Source organism: Streptomyces sp. NPDC103540 (genome assembly GCF_055584445.1).
The window spans coordinates 243,029-258,687 of record NZ_JBVJMA010000011.1 but is presented as its reverse complement, the minus strand read 5'-3'; the positions used below and the strand labels follow the sequence as shown (position 1 = coordinate 258,687).

The 15,659-nt window shown below is 74.6% G+C and carries 11 protein-coding genes and 1 riboswitch; of the genes, 3 read left to right on the top strand and 8 right to left on the bottom strand.

Going from position 1 to position 15,659, the window contains the following annotated elements; all coding sequences use genetic code 11:
- Window positions 1-354: 354 nt before the first annotated feature.
- From ACZ6ZI_RS26640 to ACZ6ZI_RS26630, 3 genes are all read right to left on the bottom strand, one after another.
- Window positions 355-1,107, bottom strand: a complete 753-nt coding sequence (locus ACZ6ZI_RS26640) for a transglycosylase family protein (protein WP_363055034.1) — start codon at window positions 1,105-1,107, stop codon at window positions 355-357.
- Window positions 1,108-1,109: 2 nt separating this feature from the next.
- Window positions 1,110-1,280, bottom strand: a riboswitch (cyclic di-AMP (ydaO/yuaA leader).
- A gap of 274 nt (window positions 1,281-1,554) precedes the next feature.
- Window positions 1,555-2,634: a transglycosylase family protein gene (locus ACZ6ZI_RS26635; RefSeq protein WP_469524765.1), complete on the bottom strand. Its 1,080-nt coding sequence runs from the start codon at window positions 2,632-2,634 to the stop codon at window positions 1,555-1,557.
- A gap of 149 nt (window positions 2,635-2,783) precedes the next feature.
- Window positions 2,784-4,070, bottom strand: coding sequence for a cytochrome P450 family protein (locus ACZ6ZI_RS26630; protein ID WP_363055036.1), 1,287 nt, complete (start codon window positions 4,068-4,070; stop codon window positions 2,784-2,786).
- 121 nt (window positions 4,071-4,191) lie between these two features.
- On the opposite strand from ACZ6ZI_RS26630, the gene ACZ6ZI_RS26625 reads away from it, so the two are divergent.
- Window positions 4,192-5,394, top strand: coding sequence for a globin domain-containing protein (locus ACZ6ZI_RS26625; RefSeq protein ID WP_469524763.1), 1,203 nt, complete (start codon window positions 4,192-4,194; stop codon window positions 5,392-5,394).
- 84 nt (window positions 5,395-5,478) lie between these two features.
- Here ACZ6ZI_RS26625 and ACZ6ZI_RS26620 read toward each other — a convergent pair whose 3' ends face one another.
- A complete protein-coding gene (locus ACZ6ZI_RS26620) occupies window positions 5,479-6,510 on the bottom strand; it encodes a nucleoside triphosphate pyrophosphohydrolase (RefSeq protein WP_469524909.1) in 1,032 nt (343 codons plus the stop codon).
- Window positions 6,511-6,649: 139 nt separating this feature from the next.
- Window positions 6,650-7,276 (bottom strand): SurA N-terminal domain-containing protein, encoded by a 627-nt coding sequence (locus tag ACZ6ZI_RS26615; RefSeq protein ID WP_469524761.1) that lies wholly within the window; start codon window positions 7,274-7,276, stop codon window positions 6,650-6,652.
- 177 nt (window positions 7,277-7,453) lie between these two features.
- On the opposite strand from ACZ6ZI_RS26615, the gene ACZ6ZI_RS26610 reads away from it, so the two are divergent.
- On the top strand, window positions 7,454-9,937 hold the full coding sequence (locus tag ACZ6ZI_RS26610) for a YfhO family protein (RefSeq protein ID WP_469524758.1): 2,484 nt from the start codon (window positions 7,454-7,456) through the stop codon (window positions 9,935-9,937).
- Between the two features lie 166 nt (window positions 9,938-10,103).
- Here the strand turns inward: ACZ6ZI_RS26610 and ACZ6ZI_RS26605 are convergent, their stop codons facing one another.
- From ACZ6ZI_RS26605 to ACZ6ZI_RS26595, 3 genes are all read right to left on the bottom strand, one after another.
- A complete protein-coding gene (locus ACZ6ZI_RS26605) occupies window positions 10,104-11,618 on the bottom strand; it encodes a protein kinase domain-containing protein (RefSeq protein WP_469524756.1) in 1,515 nt (504 codons plus the stop codon).
- Window positions 11,615-12,334, bottom strand: a complete 720-nt coding sequence (locus ACZ6ZI_RS26600) for a hypothetical protein (protein ID WP_469524754.1) — start codon at window positions 12,332-12,334, stop codon at window positions 11,615-11,617. Before ACZ6ZI_RS26600 ends, ACZ6ZI_RS26605 begins: the two co-directional genes overlap by 4 nt.
- Before the next feature lie 198 nt (window positions 12,335-12,532).
- Window positions 12,533-14,671, bottom strand: a complete 2,139-nt coding sequence (locus ACZ6ZI_RS26595) for an N-6 DNA methylase (protein WP_469524752.1) — start codon at window positions 14,669-14,671, stop codon at window positions 12,533-12,535.
- Window positions 14,672-14,846: 175 nt separating this feature from the next.
- Between ACZ6ZI_RS26595 and ACZ6ZI_RS26590 the strand changes: the two genes are divergently transcribed.
- Entirely contained in the window at window positions 14,847-15,593 is a 747-nt protein-coding gene (locus ACZ6ZI_RS26590; RefSeq protein WP_469524751.1) for a hypothetical protein, read from the top strand.
- The last annotated feature ends 66 nt before the right edge of the window (window positions 15,594-15,659 follow it).

Sequence of the window (15,659 nt, the reverse complement as noted above, 5' to 3'; positions counted from 1 at the left end):
GTGACGCTGGGTGTGCGGTGGCGTGTCGGGCCGTGGGACGGCCCCTGCCGACTAGAGCCTAACCGGCTCCGGGCAGTGGGCCCGCCGACCGCCCGGGTCCTGGGACGAAAAAGGGCCCGAATACCCTTCTTCCCGGACATAGGTCTCCCGTTCTTTCGAGCGCGACGGGAGCGACGCGGGCGCGAACCGGTCCGATCGGGCTCCGATCCGGGTGCGGAACGGGCACGCGCGCCGGGTGTGCGGGCCGGGTGTGCGGACACGCCGAACGCCCGGCGTGCGAGTGCTCGCGCGCCGGGCGTCGTGGTGCTCCGGACACCCCGACCGGTGCGGTCGGGGCGGCCGTTACGCCGGGATTCAGCTGAGCTTCAGCTTCTGGCCCGGGAAGATCAGGTCGGCATCGGAGACGATGTCCTTGTTCAGCTGGAAGAGCTTCTCCCAGCCGCCCTTGATGTTGTTCGCGGCGGCGATGGTGCCGAGGGTGTCGCCCTCCTTCACCACGTACGAGCCGTTGCCGGTCTGCACGGTGCCCGCACCGGTGCCGGCCTCGGTCTTCGGGGTCGACGGCTTCGGGGCCGGGGTGGCCGGCTTCGAGGTCGACGGCTTCGAGGACTGGTTCTCGACCTTCGGCGTGGCCGGCTTCGCGGGCTTGGCCGGCGCCGGCTTCGAGGTCTCGGGCTTGGTCTGCGGCTTCGACGGCTTGGCCGGGGTGGTGGTCGAGCCGCCGCCGTTGTAGGCGGACTTGGACAGGCCGACGCCGCAGTGCGGCCAGGCGCCCTTGCCCTGGCCCTTGAGGACCTTCTCGGCGATGGCTATCTGCTGGGCCTTGGTGGCCTTGTTGGCGGTGGCGGCGTACGCCTTGCCGCCGTAGCCGGCCCAGGTGGAGGCGGAGAACTGCAGACCGCCGTAGTAACCGTTGCCGGTGTTGATGGCCCAGTTGCCGCCGGACTCGCACTGCGCGACCTTGTCCCACTCGGAGGCGGTGGCGGCGCTGGCGGTGCCCGCGGTCATCAGCGGGGCGGCGACGGCGACACCGGCGACACCGGCGAGCGTGACGATGCGGACGGCCTTGGAGCCGCGGCGGTGCTTGCCCTTGCCGGAAAGCAGCATGAGGTTCTCCTCACCGACGCCTTCGAGGTGAGCTGTCGGGTTCGGGCGGATGAGTTGCCCGGTCGTGCGTCGAGCGCACGGCTTAACCCCTAGCCGGTCAAGTCCCGTCCGAGGACGAGCCGTTCCGGCGCCTACCTTGGTTCCCCCGCTCCTGCCTTCGGCGCTTGCGCGACGACTGTTCCCCCCGTCCGCCGGCAGGATTCGGCGATGCGGTCGAAGGTGCCCACGGTGGTGAGCGATTCAGAAGGTAGACAGGTCTCTCCCCGATGTTCAACGTGTGACATCAGGGAGAAACCGGCCTACTTGCCCTCCGGAGAGGCGTGTTTTCGCAGGTGAGAGCCCGGTTTGCGGAAGTTCCGGAACGTGACACGCCAGTTGACCGGAAGAGACGCATGTCTCATTTACCGATAACGGACATTCAACTCTTTACGGGTGTCCGAACTGCCCCTATTTCTTGGTTAGATCCAGATTCTGGCCGGGCTTGATGAGGTCCGCGTCCCCACCGATGACCTGCTCGTTGGCCTTGTAGATCTGGTTCCAACCGCCCTTGACGCCGTTGGCGTTCGCGATGGTGGCCAGGTTGTCGCCCGCCTTCACGGTGTACGTGGGCGTGGGGGTGGCCGCTGACGGGGCGCCAGGGGCGCCGGGGACCTCGACGGCCGCCGGGCCGCGGTGCTTGCCGGCGCCGTCGGTCGCCTCGGTGCCCGCGGTGGGCGTGGCGCCCGGGGCGGGCGTGGCACCCGGCGCGGGAGTGACGCCCGGGACGGCCGGGGCGGTGGGCGTCGGGGTGCCGGTCGGGTTGGCCGGGTCCGCGGGGGTGGTCGGGGTGACGGGCGCGGTCGGGTTCGCCGGGTCCACGGGCGCGGTCGGGGTGACCGGCGCGGTGGTCGGCGGAACCGTCGGGGTGGTCGGCGGCGTCGTGTAGTCCGGATCGGGCATGACGGGCAGTCCGCTGGAGGGGCCGAGCGGGTAGTCCGGCAGCACGCTGGGGCTCGGCGCCAGCGGGCCCTGGCCCGGCTGCTGCGTCGGGGCGCCGAAGTCCGTCGGCCGGTCGGTTCCGGTGACCGGCACCGAGTGGTCGGGGCGCGAGGGGGTGGGGGCCACCGGAGCGGGCGTCTTGGCGTCGCCCGGGTCGACGGCGGCGGCCGGACCGTTCTGCGTCAGCCCGGCCGAGGCGGCGCACAGCGGCCAGGCCTGGGGGCCCTGGGAGGCGAGCACGCGCTCGGCCACCGCGATCTGCTGGGAGCGGCTGGCGAGGTCCGGGCGCTCCGCGTAGGCGAGTCCGCCCGCGTTCTTCCACTGTTCCAGCGTGAACTGGAGGCCTCCGTAGGCCCCGCTGCCGAAGTTGGCGCTCCAGGTGCCGCCGCTCTCGCAGTCGGCGACCTTGTCCCACGTGGCGGTGTCGGCGGCGCTCGCGTTCGTGGCGGCGAGCAGCGGCAGGGCCAGAGCGGAGCCGGTCACTCCTGCGGTGACCACCAGTGCGGGTACCTGGCGGGGGCGTCTGTGGCGGCCGTTCCCGGGAAGCATGAGGCTGCACCTTTCGCATAACGGCGGGGTAACGGCAGAACCTAGCCGCCTTCGAACGGATGTCACAAGTTCGATCGGTGACTGACTTACGGTCAACCGCCGCCCCGGAGGCTCCCGATCCGCCCTCCGTCAGGAGCCTGCCGCTCCGCTCATCCGTTTCGGGGTGTGAAGCGGACGGGAAGGGTGCGCAGGCCACGCATGATCAGTCCGCCGCGCCAGCGCAGGTCCGTAGGGGGAACGGCAAGTTCCAGATCCGGCAGACGCGTCAGCAAAGTCGCCAGGGCCGTCTGCCCTTCGAGACGGGCGAGCGGGGCGCCGAGGCAATAGTGGATTCCGTGCCCGTATCCAAGGTGCTGATTGTCACTTCGGGAAAGGTCCAGGATGTCCGGTTCGGCGAACCGTTCGGGGTCGCGGTCGGCCGCCGCGAGGACCACCAGCACGGGATCCCCGGTCTCGATCCGGCGGCCTCCCAGGGTCAGCGGCTCGGTGGCGAACCGCCACGTGGCGAGCTCCACCGGACCGTCGTAGCGCAGCAGCTCCTCCACCCCGGTCTCCAACAGGGCCCGCTCCCCCGCCGCGAGGGAGGTCTGGAGGCGCGCGCGCTGGTCGGGGTTCATGAAGAGGGAGTGGACGCCGTTGCCGATGAGGTTCACGGTCGTCTCGAAGCCGGCGAACAGGAGGATGAAGGCCATCGCCGTGGCCTCGGCCTCCGTGAGGTGGTCGCCGTGGTCGCTGGCCCGGATCAGGTCCGAGATGAGGTCGTTGCCCAGATCGTCCCGCTTGCGGTGGATCAGTTCCCCGAGGTAGGTGCGCATCTGCTTCACGGAGCGGGCCACCCCGCCGCGCGGCCCGCCGCCGTGGCGGATCATCATCCCCGCCCAGTCGCGGAAGTCGTCCTGGTCCTCGCGCGGTACGCCGAGCATCTCGCAGATGGCGTAGATGGGGAGCGGGAAGGCGAACTCGTGGATGAGGTCCGCCTCCCCCTTCGCGCAGAACCCGTCGATGAGGTGGTCGGTCAGCTCCTGCACGCGCGGGGTGAACTCGGCGACCCTGCGGGGGGTGAACGCCTTCGACACCAGCCGCCGCAGCCGGGTGTGGTCCGGCGGGTCGATGTTCAGCAGATGCGTCATCAGCTCCGCCTTGCGTTCCCCCGGAATCCCGGTCTTGCCCTTGGCGTGCGCCGGCTCCGCGTGGTGCGCCGGGTTCTTGCTCAGGCGCTGGTCAGCGAGGGCCTGGCGGGCGTCGGCGTACCGGGTCACGAGCCAGGCCTCGACCCCGCTCGGGAGCCGGGTGCGGTGCACCGGGGAGTGCTCGCGCAGCCAGGCGTAGGCCGGGTAGGGATCGGTGGCGAACTCCCAGTCGAAGAGGGTCGGCGCCTCGGGGACGTCGGCCCCGTCAGGGGCGGTGGGCTGGTTCGCGGAGGTCTGCTCATGCACCCGACGACCGTATCCCGGGCCGCGCCGCCCACCCCATATGCGCTGTTCGTCGCGGCTGTCCGTAGATCGGCCATCGCTTGACCTCGGCTTCCTCGACGCTCCTACTTTCGGTTCTGTGGACGTGAGGATCTTGAAAAGCAGCTTCGCGGTGGTGGAGAGACGGGCCGAGCACGCGGTCAAGTTCTTCTACTCGCACCTCTTTTGGCACAACCCCGGCATACGTGAACTCTTCCCGGCGTCCCTGGAGGACATGGAACGGCAGCGGGACCGGCTCTTCGCCGCCCTCACCCACGTCGTCGCCCACCTGGAGACCGAGACCCTCGTCCCCTATCTACGCGACCTCGGCCGCGACCACCGCAAGTTCCTCGTCGGCCCCGAGCACTACGCCGCCGTCGGCGCCAGCCTGCTCGCCGCGCTCGCCGAGACCTCCGGCGAGACCTGGACCCCGACCGTGGAGAAGGCCTGGACCGAGGCCTACGCGATGATCGCCGACGCCATGACCGCCGGCGCCGCCGAGAGCACCGACCCGCCCTGGTGGGAAGCGGAGGTCGTGCGCCACCTGCGCTACGGGCGCGACATCGGCGTCCTCACGCTGCTCCCGCGCACGCCGCTCCCCTATGTACCGGGCCAGTACGTGAGCGTCGCCAGCACCCGGGTGCCGACCACCTGGCGCACGTACTCCCTCGCCAACGCGCCCCGCCCCGACGGCACCGTCGACCTCCACGTCAGCCGCATCGAGGGCGGCCGGCTCAGCAACGCCCTGGTCCGCGAGACGCTGCCCGGCGAGGTGCTGCGGCTCGGCGCCCCCGGCGGGGCGCTGACCCTGCGCCGCACCGGCCGCCCCGTCACCCTCATCGCGGCCGGGACGGGCTGGGCCCCGATCCGGGCCATGCTGGAGGACCTGGTCCAGCACCCTCCCGATCACGACGTACGCCTCTTCGTGGTGGCCCGGGACGCCGCCCACCTCTACGACCGGCCCCTGATCGACTCGTACGCCGCCGGCCTCGGGCGGCTCGCCGTCACCTACATCACCCCCGCCCCCGGGCAGCACCGCAACCACGCCACCGACCGGCTGGCCACCGCGCTCGGCCACCGGGGCATGTGGCCGGAGCAGGACGTCTACCTGAGCGGGCCCCCGCAGTTCGTCGAGGAGACCGCCCACCTGCTGGAGGAGCTGGGCACCCTCCCCGAACGCCTCTTCCACGACGCCCTGCCGGCCGCCGCCGTCGGCCGCGCCCGGCCGGTGGGCTTCGGCGAGTGGTTCCTGAACCGGCCCGCCCCCCAGTGGCACAACCCCTCGGCCCGCGCCCCGCGCCCGCGCTGAGCCGAAAGGGGCCCCGACCGGGCCCCACGGATCCGACCGGGCCCCGACGGATCCGGGCGCCGCGGCGGGCCTCCGGCGGGCGCGTCAGCGGCCGACGCCCTCCGCCGCGCGGATCGCGTCCCGGTAGGCGCGGGCCGCGCCGCGCAGCGCGGTCTCGGGGTCGATCCCCCGGGCCTCGGCGCGTGCCGCGAGCGCCAGCAGCTCGTACCCGACCCCCTCGCCCCGGGGCAGCTCCACCTCCACGCCGCCCGTACGCGCCCGGCCGGCCAGCTTGGCCGCGAGCGCGAGGGCCGGCTGGGCCGGCGGGACGCCGTCGGTGACCGACTCGCGCCGCTTCTCGACGGCCTTCGTGGCCTGCCAGTGGGCGTTGACGTCCTCGGGGGACTCGGCCTCGGCGTCGCCGAAGACGTGCGGGTGGCGGTGGATCAGCTTGGCGACCAGGTCCCCGGCCACGTCGTCGATGGAGAACGGCGCCGCGTCCGCGTCCGTGTCCGCGTCCCCTTCCTCCCCTTCTTCCTCTCCCGCTCCCGCCGCCTCGGCGTCCGGCCCGGCCGTGCCGCGCAGCGGGGCGCCCTCCTGCGCGATGCGCGCGTGGAAGAACACCTGGAGCAGGACGTCCCCGAGCTCCTCGCGCAGCGCCGCCCGGTCCCCGTCCTCGATGGCCTCGACCAGCTCGTACGCCTCCTCGATGGCGTACTTCACCAGTCCCTCGTGCGTCTGCCGCGAGGTCCACGGGCACTCGCGCCGGACCCGGTCCATCACCTGGACCAGGTCGAGCAGCCGGGCACCGGGCAGGTCGTAGGAGCCGGGCAGCAGCTCGAGGTCCGGCATGTCGACGCGGCCGGAGCCCGCGAGGCGGGCCAGCCCGTCGGTCAGGTGCCGGTCGCCCTCGCCGCCCGGGATCACCACGACGGTGCGACCGCCGGCGCAGGCCTCGACGAGCGCGTGCGCGTCGGGCGCCTCGTGCGCCACCTCCACCCCCGCCTCGCGCAGGTACGGCAGCTGCGGGTGGTCGGCGTCCGCGCACAGCACCCGGTCCGCGGCGTGCAGGGTCCGCCAGGCCGGCCAGGACAGCAGGCCCGGGGCGACCCGGTGGCTGGCGGTCAGCAGGACGATCCGGCCGGTGTCCGCGCCGGCCGGGGCGTCGGGGGCGGTGGCGGTGGCGGCGTCGGTGTCTGTGTCGGCGGGGACGCGGACGGGGGCGGGTTCGGCGGTGTGGTCGGTCACCCTCCGAACCTACCTCCGGCCGGCGGGATCAGGCTCCGGCGGGGGCCGCTTCCTCGGGCACGGTCCGCTGGGTGATCCAGGGGGTCTGCTGGTCGCCCAGGATGATCTGCCGCGCGTCCCAGCGCCCGTAGCGCGGGTTGACCTCGATGTGCAGGGCCTTCGCCGCCTCGCCCAGCTTGGCCAGGGCCGCCTCCTGGCTCCCGTAGTGCGCGAACAGCTTGTCGCGCAGCAGCTTGAAGCGGGTGTCGGCGTCCATCTGGCCGGGGGCCAGCTGCGCCTGCTCCAGCGCGGCCTTGGCGAGGGTCTTCTCGTCGCCGGCCTGTTCGAGCTGCGCCTTGCGGACGTCCTCGATCTCCTTGGTGCTCACCTTGACCCCGGCGTCCTTGGCGGCGCGCTCCAGGACGGCGGTCTGGATCATCTTGTTGAGCTTGAGCCGTTCCAGACCGGCGGTCGCCCCGATCAGCTGCGCGCTCTGATCGGAACGGTTCTGCGCGGTGCGGACGTCGTTGACCTGGGCCTGGAGGGCGGAGGTGGTGATGCGTTCACCGCCGACGACGGCCGCGGTGCCGGGGCGGGTCTCGCCGGAGCAGGCGGACAGCAGGGGGGCCGCCACGAGCAGGGCGGCGGAGACGGAGAGCGCTGTGCGACGGTGCAAAGGAGCCTCCAGGGCCGGGAGATTGTGCGTCGGTGCACAAGGCCGTGCGGTGATCGATGGTATGAGGTCAGGGTGGTACGGGCCACCGGTTCGACCAACGATTACGGGGGTGTTGGGGTGCGAGTTCACCCTCCGGCTACCGCCGGGCCCTCCGTTGCTGCGATGGTCGGGACCACCATGTCGACTTCGCAGCTCTCCCCGCACCACTCCGCCCGAGGCGACGCGACCGCCCGACCCCCGCGCCCCGCCGGCCGCCCGGCCACCCTCCTGGCCGGCGCCTCGGGCCCGGCCCTGGCCGCGCTGCTCGCGGCGGTCGCCGTCTGCGCCGGGGACGCGGTCGCGCGGGTGTTCCCGTACGGTCCGCGCCACCGCAGCGTCAACGACCTCGGCAACCAGTTCGTGCCCTTCCACGCGCACCTGTGGGACCTGCTGCACGGGCGGGCCGACGGCGGTCTCCTCTTCAACTGGCAGTCCGGCTTCGGCAGCTCCTTCCTGCCGGACTGGGGCACCTACCTGACGAGCCCCTTCGCCGTGCTCGTCGCGCTGTTCCCGCGCGAGGACATCGACCTCGCCGTGTACGTGGTCACCGTCCTCAAGATCGCCGTCGCCGCGGCCGTGATGGCCCGGCTGCTGCTGACCCAGCGGCGCGGACCGCGGTGGGCGGCGGGGCTGTTGGCGGCCTCGTACGCGCTGTGCGGCTGGTCGGTGATCGAGGCGTCCTACAACCCGATGTGGCTGGACGGTCTGATCGCCTTCCCGCTGCTGTGCCTGACCGGCGAGTGGGCCCTGCGCGACCGGCGGCCGGTGACGGGGGCGCTGGTGGTCGCCCTGTGCTGGACGGCGAACTTCTACACCGCCTACATGGCGACGCTGGGCGCCGCCCTGGTGCTGGTGGTACGGGTGGTGCTGACCCGCGACGGGTGGCGCGAGCGCGCCCGGGTGACGGCCCGGGGGGCGGTGACCTGCCTGCTGGGGATCGCCCTGGCGGCGCCGGTGCTGGTGCCGCTGTTCCTCAGCTCGAAGCAGGCCTACCCGGGGTGGTCGCGGGAGTTCGGACCGGTGCCGTGGGCCGACCTGTTCGCCCGGCTGATGCCGGCGACGTACTCCTTCAACTCCCCCGCCGTCTTCGTGGGGACGGGGACGCTGCTGCTGGTGGCCGCGCTGCCCTTCCACCGGGCGGCGCCGGCGCGGGTGCGGTGGTGGTGGGCCGGGCTCGTGGTGGCGGTGGCCCTGTCCTTGCAGTGGGCGCCGACCCACCTGGCCTGGCACGTCTTCGCCACCCCGAACGGCAGCGCCTACCGGCAGACCTTCGTCCTGGCCGGGATCGTGGTCATCGCCGCCTGGACGGGACTGGCCTGCGGCCCGCCGGCGCCGCGCGCCCTCGCGGGCGGCGCGGGCCTGCTCACCATCGCCGCCCTGTGGTCGGCGGCGAGCCCCCTGGCCACCCCGTGGGGAACCGGCCTGTTCTGCGGCGGGCTGCTCCTGGCGGGCCTGGCCTGGTGGGCCCTCGTACGCCGCCGGCTGATCGCCCCGGCCGCCGCCGTGCTCGGCGTCGTCCTGGTGGCGCAGGCCGCCGCGACGACGGCCCACGGCCACCGGGGCAAACTGGCCGGGCTGGACGACTACCCCGCGTGGGGCGCCGCCCACGGCGCGCGGGCCGCCGCGCTGGCGAGCGCCGACGGCTGGCCCGCGTACCGCACCGACGCGGGCCGGCCCGCCCTGTCGGGCAACGACCCGATGCTGCTGGGCGGCCAGGGCGGCGCCTACTACAGCAGTCACACCCCGGACGTGTTCACGCGCACGATGGCCGCGCTCGGCGCGGGCTGGACCTCCCGGGGCCGCAACGTGCAGAGCCTCGACAACCCGGTGACGGACGCCCTGTTCGCGGTCGGGGCGCGGCTGCGGCCCGACGGCACGGTCGTGCGCGCGAACGCCCTGCCGCTGGTCACCGTCCGACCGGCCGGTCCCGTACCGGCCTTCGGGGACTCGCCCTTCGCCAACCAGGAGCTGCTGCTGGGCGCGCGGGTCTACGAGGAACCGGTCGGGCCCGGCGTCTGCCGGGCGGGGACGGAGGTCTTCCTGTGGGCCCCGGAGTACAACGCCACGGCCCGCCTCGCCGACGGCCGGCCCCAGCGCCTGAACGGCAACGCCCCCCGCAACCGGGCGGCGCTCCAGCCGATGGGGCGCTCGCGCGGACCGGCGTCGAGGCTGATCTTCGACCGGCCGGCGCCCGCGTCCTGGACGCTCGGCTGCCTGGACGCGGACCGGCTCGACGCGGCGGTGGCGACCCTGCGCGCCTCCGCCGCCACGTCGGTGGCCGTGTCGGACGCGGGCCTGAGGGCCACCCTGCCCGCCGGCGGCGCCCGCACGGCGGTGGTCTCCGTACCGGCCGTCGCCGGCTGGAGCTGTGACGGGCGGCCCGCCTCGGCGCACCTGGGCCTGCTCGCCGTGCCGCTGGACGCCGGGGACACCGGCGTGAGCTGCTCGTTCCGGCCGCCGGGACTGCTCGCGGGCGGATCCGTGGCGGGTCTGGCGCTGCTGGCGGTGGCGGGGGCGGCCCTCACGCGCCGGCGGTCGCGGGAGCGGGACGCGCCGCCCCGTCAGGCCCCGACGGCGGGCGCGTCCGCCGCAGCGAGCGGGGCGACCACCGGGGCGACGTAGTGGTCCTCGGCGTCCGGGCCGCCGAACGGGGATCCCCCGAAGGCCTCGTACGTGCCGGCGCCCGAGAGAACCGGAGGTCACCCCGGGAAGAGGTGGAAGAGGCGGTCCGAGGCGTCGAGGAGGAACAGGGCGCCGGCCCGGGCGCGGGGGCGCGGGGGTCGGGTGCTCACCGCACCTGCCCCAGCCACTGGAGCGTGCGGCGCACCTCCACCGGCAGGGGGTGGCCGGGCCCGTGCAGCCGGTCCGCGTCGAACAGGAGGCGCACCAGGGTGTCGTGGGCCGCCGCCCGGTCGCCGAGGGAGAGCAGCAGGTGCGCCATCCGGCGGCGGACCTCCAGGGGCAGGCCCGGGTCCGGGTTGGCGTAGTGGTTCTCGAACAGCGGCAGCAGCGAGCGGTATTCCGCGAGGGCCGCGGCCGGCTCGCCGAGCTGCTCCAGGCACTGGGCGGCGTCGTAGCGGAAGCGCAGGGACTGCGGGTCGCCGGCGGGGAACTCGTCCGCGAGGCGCCGCAGTTCGGGCAGGGCCCGGCGGTACTGGCCGTCGTCCATGAGCGTGGCGGCGTACTGCTTGCGCAGGCTGCGCACCACCGGGGAGTGCTCCCCGTGCTCGGCGGCGGCGGCCGGCAGGATCCCGCCGAGGATGTCCACGGCCCGGGTCAACTGGCCCTGGTCCAGGAGCTTGCGGGCCTCGTCCACCGCGCCCGGGATGTCCGGGCGGGCCGGCGTCGGCGGCGCGGTCGGCCGGGGCGGGACGGCGGCGGCCCGGTCCGGCCAGGGGGCGTGCGGGCGCAGGAAGGGACGGGTCGGGTCGAGGGGGCCGGTGGGGAGGCGGGCGCCGCGGGCCGGCAGCAGCGGTTCGAGGGCCTCGTAGACCTCCTGCGCGGAGCCGGGGCGGTCCTGCGGGTCCTTGGCGAGCAGGCGCATCAGCAGCGCCTCCAGCTCCGGCGGGACGTCGGGGCGCGCGCCGCGGACGGGCTGCGGGGGCTCGTACAGGTGGCGGTGCAGGACGCCGAGGGCGGTGGAGCCGGCGAAGGGGACGTTCCCGCTGAGGAGTTCGTACAGCAGGACGCCGAGGGCGTACAGGTCGGTGTACGGGCCGACGGCTCCGCCCATGGCCTGCTCGGGCGCCATGTAGGCGGGGCTGCCGATCGGGGATCCGGTGCTGGTGAGGCGGGTGGTGTCGGTGTCCATGACGGAGGCGACGCCGAGGTCGAGCACCAGCACGGTGCCGTCGGGGCGGATCATCACGTTGCGGGGCTTCAGGTCGCGGTGCACGATCGGCACCGCGTGCACGGCCGACAGCACCGCGCACAGCTGCGCCACCACCGAGACCGCCCAGGGCCACGGGTAGGGGTCGTGCTCGGCGAGGTGGTCGGCCAGGTCGGAGCCCTCGACGTGGCCCATGACGAGGAACAGCTCGTCGCCGTCGCTGCCGGCGTCGTGGACGGTGACCAGGCCCGGGTGGTCGACCTGCGCGGTGACCCGGCACTCGCGCACGAAGCGGCGGCGCAGCTCCTCGGCGACGGTGCCGGGGCCGGCGACCTTGTCGGGGCGCAGCAGCTTGACGGCGACGCGCCGGTCCAGGCGCCGGTCGTAGGCCGTCCACACCTGGCCCATGCCGCCCTGGCCGAGGATGGTGGCGAGCTGGTAGCGCTCGCCGATGACGCGTTCGGGCTCGCTCACTGCTCGGGTCCGCGGGGCGTCGTGTCATGGGGGTCGCGGTACGGGCCGCCGGGCTGGGGCGGCTGCGGCGGCTGCGCCGGGGTCTGCTTGCGCAGCAGCTCGCTCAGCTCGTCGAGTTCGGCGCGGACCTGGCCCAGGCGCGGGGCGGGCGTGGGCTGCGGCGGGCCGGGCTGGGGCGGTGCGGGCCGCGGCGGGACGGGCGTGGGCGCGGAGGCCTGCGGGTAGCCGTAGGACGGGCCGGTCTGCTGGGGCGGCAGGGGCCGGTGCTGCGGCTGGGGCGCCTGCTGCGGCATCTGCCGGTGTCCGGCGTACGGGTCCTGCGGGGCGGGGTACCAGTGCGCGGGTGGCGCGAGGGCCGCGGCGGCCTTCGCCTCGTGGTGGCGGATGTCGCAGACGAGGTAGTAGGCGCAGACCACGAAGCCGGTGAGGATCGAGCCACCGGCGCCGACGTTGCCCTGCCAGCCGTTGGTCTCGGCCGTCGGGTCGAGCTCGATGAAGACGATCCAGACGATCGACAGCAGTCCGCTGAGGACCAACAGCGCCCAGTCGCGGCCCCTGCGGGTGAGCAGCGCGAGCCGCAGCAGCGCGCCCCAGGCGAAGAAACCGCAGGTGAGCACCGGCAGAGCCGTGAACACCACGCGCAGCGTCATCGCGGCCCCGGACACGGGCCGGTGGCCGTAGGGGCCTTGCTGCGGCGGGAGGCCGGGGGCGTGCATCGCTGCTCCTGACGGGGCGTACGGAAGGGGTCGACGTCTGAGCGTATACAGCCTTTCCGGCCGTTCGTGAGGGGATGGACGCAACCGTTGCGAGGTCGCAGCACATCCCCGTCGCGAAGCCCACCGGGTCGGGGGCGACCGGGGGCGGCCGGGGGCGGGGCGGTGTCGGTGCGGGGCCGGGGCGGGGTCGGTCGGGGCTCAGTCGGGGGCGACCGAGCCGTCGGACAGGCCGTCGTAGAGCCCCTGGACGAGGCGCTCCCCCAACCGTCCCGCCTGGCGCAGCGCGTCCTCGAACTCGGCGAGCGCGCGGAAGCGGTCGCCGTAGCGGCGTTGTTCGGCGGGGGCGAGGCGGGGCAGCCTCAGCCGGCGCACGTCGAGGCGGGTGGCGGTGGAGGCGTGGCTGCTGGCGCGGCGGGTGCCGGCGGTGCCGCGCAGGAACCCGGCGAGGAACCAGGGGTCGAGCGCGGCCGGGTCGGGGCGCAGCAGTTGGAGGTTGCGGCCGAGGACGGCGCCGGCGCCGCTCGCCGGGTCCGTGCCGACGACGCGGGCGGTGCCGGCCGCGCCGACGACGGGCACGACGACGTCGCCGGGCCGCACGACGACCGGCTCCTCGGTTCCGGGTCCGGACGCGGCGGTGGTGGTGGCGGAGGGCGGGCCGGCGAAGTGGACGTCGTGTTCGGTGAGCAGGGGCAGCGTTCCCTCGACGGAGGGGCTCGCGGTGCCGGTGCGCAGCAGGAGGACGCCGGCGCGGGCGAGTTCGCCGATGGTGGTCTGCGCGGCCTTGGGCGCGGTCTCGGCGGCGGGCGCGCCGGGCGGCGGGGTGAGGCGGGCCGCGCGGGTCAGGGTCTCGTCGAGCCGTTCGCGTACGGCGGCCAGTTCGGCGAGGCCGCCGGCGGTGCCGGGGGGCGGCAGGTGGCGGGCGGGGGTGAGGTCGACCTCGTCGTCCAGCAGCTCGACGACGGGCACGACGCGGCTGACTCCGGGCACCTCGGGGGCCGTTCCGGTGCGGTCGTACGCCGTCCAGGAGGCCAGTACCGCCTCCTGGACGGCGGGCCACGCGGCCCGCGCCTGCCCCGGGGCCTGCCCGGGGCCCTCGGGCACCAGGCCGGCGGTGTCCACGAGCAGCAGCCCGGCCGGGGCCGGGCCGGGGGCGGGTCGGCGCAGCACCCACAGCTGGAGCGGGATCCCGTACGGGGGCGCGGCCCCGGCGGGCAGGGAGACGACGGCCCGCAGCGCGCCCCGGCGCAGCAGGTCGGCCCGGATCCGGCGGCCGGAGCGGCGAGCGGCGACGGCGGGCGGCATGAGGAGCACGGCGGTGCCGCCCTCGCGCAGGTGGGCCAGGGCGTGCTGGATCCAGGCGAGTTCGGATTCGGTGCGGGCGGGCAGGCCGTACTCCCAGCGGGGGTCGTAGGCCAGTTCCTCGTGGCCCCAGCCCCGTTCGTTGAACGGGGGGTGGCACAGGACGGCGTCGACGGCCGCGCCGGCGAAGGTGTCGGCGCGCAGGCTGTCGGCGGCGGCGGCGCGGACCCGGGCGGGTCCGTGCAGGGCCAGGCGCAGGGCGGCGAGGGCGGCCAGTTCGGGCGAGGAGTCCTCGACGTGGAGGGCGTCGGCCCCCTTCAGCGCGCGGAGCAGGCCGCCGGTGCCGCAGGCGGGGTCGAGGGCGGTGCGTACGCCGGGGCCGGCGAGGGCGGCCATCAGCTCGGCGCAGCCGTCGGGGGTGAGGGTGTACTGGCGGGGGTTGGCGTCGAGGTGGCGGCCGAGGAGGAACTCGAAGGCCTTGCGGGCGCCGTCGGCGCGGTGGCCGGCGGCGAGTTCGGCGGCGGCGCGCAGCAGGGGGACGGGGGTGGCGTCGGGGCGGGGGCCGAGGGTCGGGGGCCGGTCGGTGCCGAGGCGGTCGGTGAGCACCTCGGCGGTGGCGTCGGGCAGCAGGGCGGCCATGCGGGCGTCGGAGCCCGCGGCGAGCTCCAGCCACCGGGCGGGTCGGTCGCGTACGACGAGCAGGGCGGCGCCGACGTCGACGAGGGCGGCGACGGCGCCGCCGGGGTGGGAGGCGACCTGTTGCCAGAGCCGTTCGCGCAGGGGGACCTCGGCGAGTTTGCCCTGGGAGCGCAGCCAGTCCTCCACCTCGGACAGGGCGAAGGAGGGGCTGGTCTCGGTGCCGCCCACGGGTTTGGGGAAGTCGGGGTGCCTGCGCCGCCAGTTGCTGACGGCGGCCCGTCCGACGCCGGCCAGGCGGGCGATGCCCGCGGCGGTGACCTCGGCGGCCGGCTCGGGGGCGGTCTCGGCGGTGGGCCCGGGGTTGCCTGCGGCGTGGGGGGCCGCGCTGTCCTCCTGCATGGCCGGAGCATACCCGTACACACGCGAGAGATCCCTTCACAGCGTGAATATGAGATTCCGCGTGAACCCCGTTGACTCGGTTCACAAGCTCTGTTGTGATGAGCCCGTCAAACGGCGGCGAGCAGTCGCGGGACCCGGCCGGGGCCCCGCACACGGCAGGAACAGGAGCACTCCCATGTCCCAGTCCCACACCCCGCGCACCGGTTGGATCGCCCGTCACAAGGTGCTCACGGGATGCGGCGCCGTCCTCACCCTCGTCCTGGTCGGGGCGTGCGGCGGCACGGACACCCCGAAGGACGGCAAGAGCACCGCCGAGGCGAAGCCGGCGGCCTCCTCCGCCCCGGCCGGCAAGCCCTCGGCCGGGGCGCAGCCGAGCCAGGGCGGCCAGAGCTCCAAGCCGGCCGAGGAGAAGAAGAAGGCCGCCCTCAAGGGCGCCGGCACCTTCCAGGTGGGCTCGGACGTCAAGCCCGGCACCTACCGCACCACCGGCAACAAGGAGCTGGGCTGTTACTGGGAGCGCCTGAAGGACGCCTCCGGCGAGGTCGAGTCGATCATCGCCAACGACAACGTGACGGGCACGAGCTACGTGACCGTCGCGGCGACCGACAAGCTCTTCAAGTCCAGCGGCTGCAAGGACTGGGAGGCCGTCGACCCCAAGGCCGCGGGCGGCTCCCCCAAGGCCGAGGCGGCGGGCGACGGCGGCATGTTCAAGGTCGGACTCGACCTCGCGCCCGGCACCTACAAGTCGACCGGCCCCGCCGAGGGCTCGACGGGCTGCTACTGGGAACGCTCCAAGGACGCCGCCCACACCATCGACTCGATCATCGCCAACGAGAACCCGGAGGGCCCGGCGGTCGTCACCATCACCGCCGGCGACGGCTACTTCAAGACCACGGGCTGCGCCCCCTGGAAGAAGTCCTGACCCGCCCCGTCCGGTCGGCGCCCGCGCCGCCGTGGCTACCCTCTGGGAATTCGAACATTCCCAGGG

Coding starts and splice junctions, on each gene's coding strand:
- ACZ6ZI_RS26610 (WP_469524758.1), top strand. CDS start 7,454: ATGTCGACTTCGCAGCTCTCCCCGCACCACTCCGCCCGAGGCGACGCG.
- ACZ6ZI_RS26595 (WP_469524752.1), bottom strand. CDS start 14,671: ATGCAGGAGGACAGCGCGGCCCCCCACGCCGCAGGCAACCCCGGGCCC.
- ACZ6ZI_RS26640 (WP_363055034.1), bottom strand. CDS start 1,107: ATGCTGCTTTCCGGCAAGGGCAAGCACCGCCGCGGCTCCAAGGCCGTC.
- ACZ6ZI_RS26600 (WP_469524754.1), bottom strand. CDS start 12,334: ATGCACGCCCCCGGCCTCCCGCCGCAGCAAGGCCCCTACGGCCACCGG.
- ACZ6ZI_RS26590 (WP_469524751.1), top strand. CDS start 14,847: ATGTCCCAGTCCCACACCCCGCGCACCGGTTGGATCGCCCGTCACAAG.
- ACZ6ZI_RS26635 (WP_469524765.1), bottom strand. CDS start 2,634: ATGCTTCCCGGGAACGGCCGCCACAGACGCCCCCGCCAGGTACCCGCA.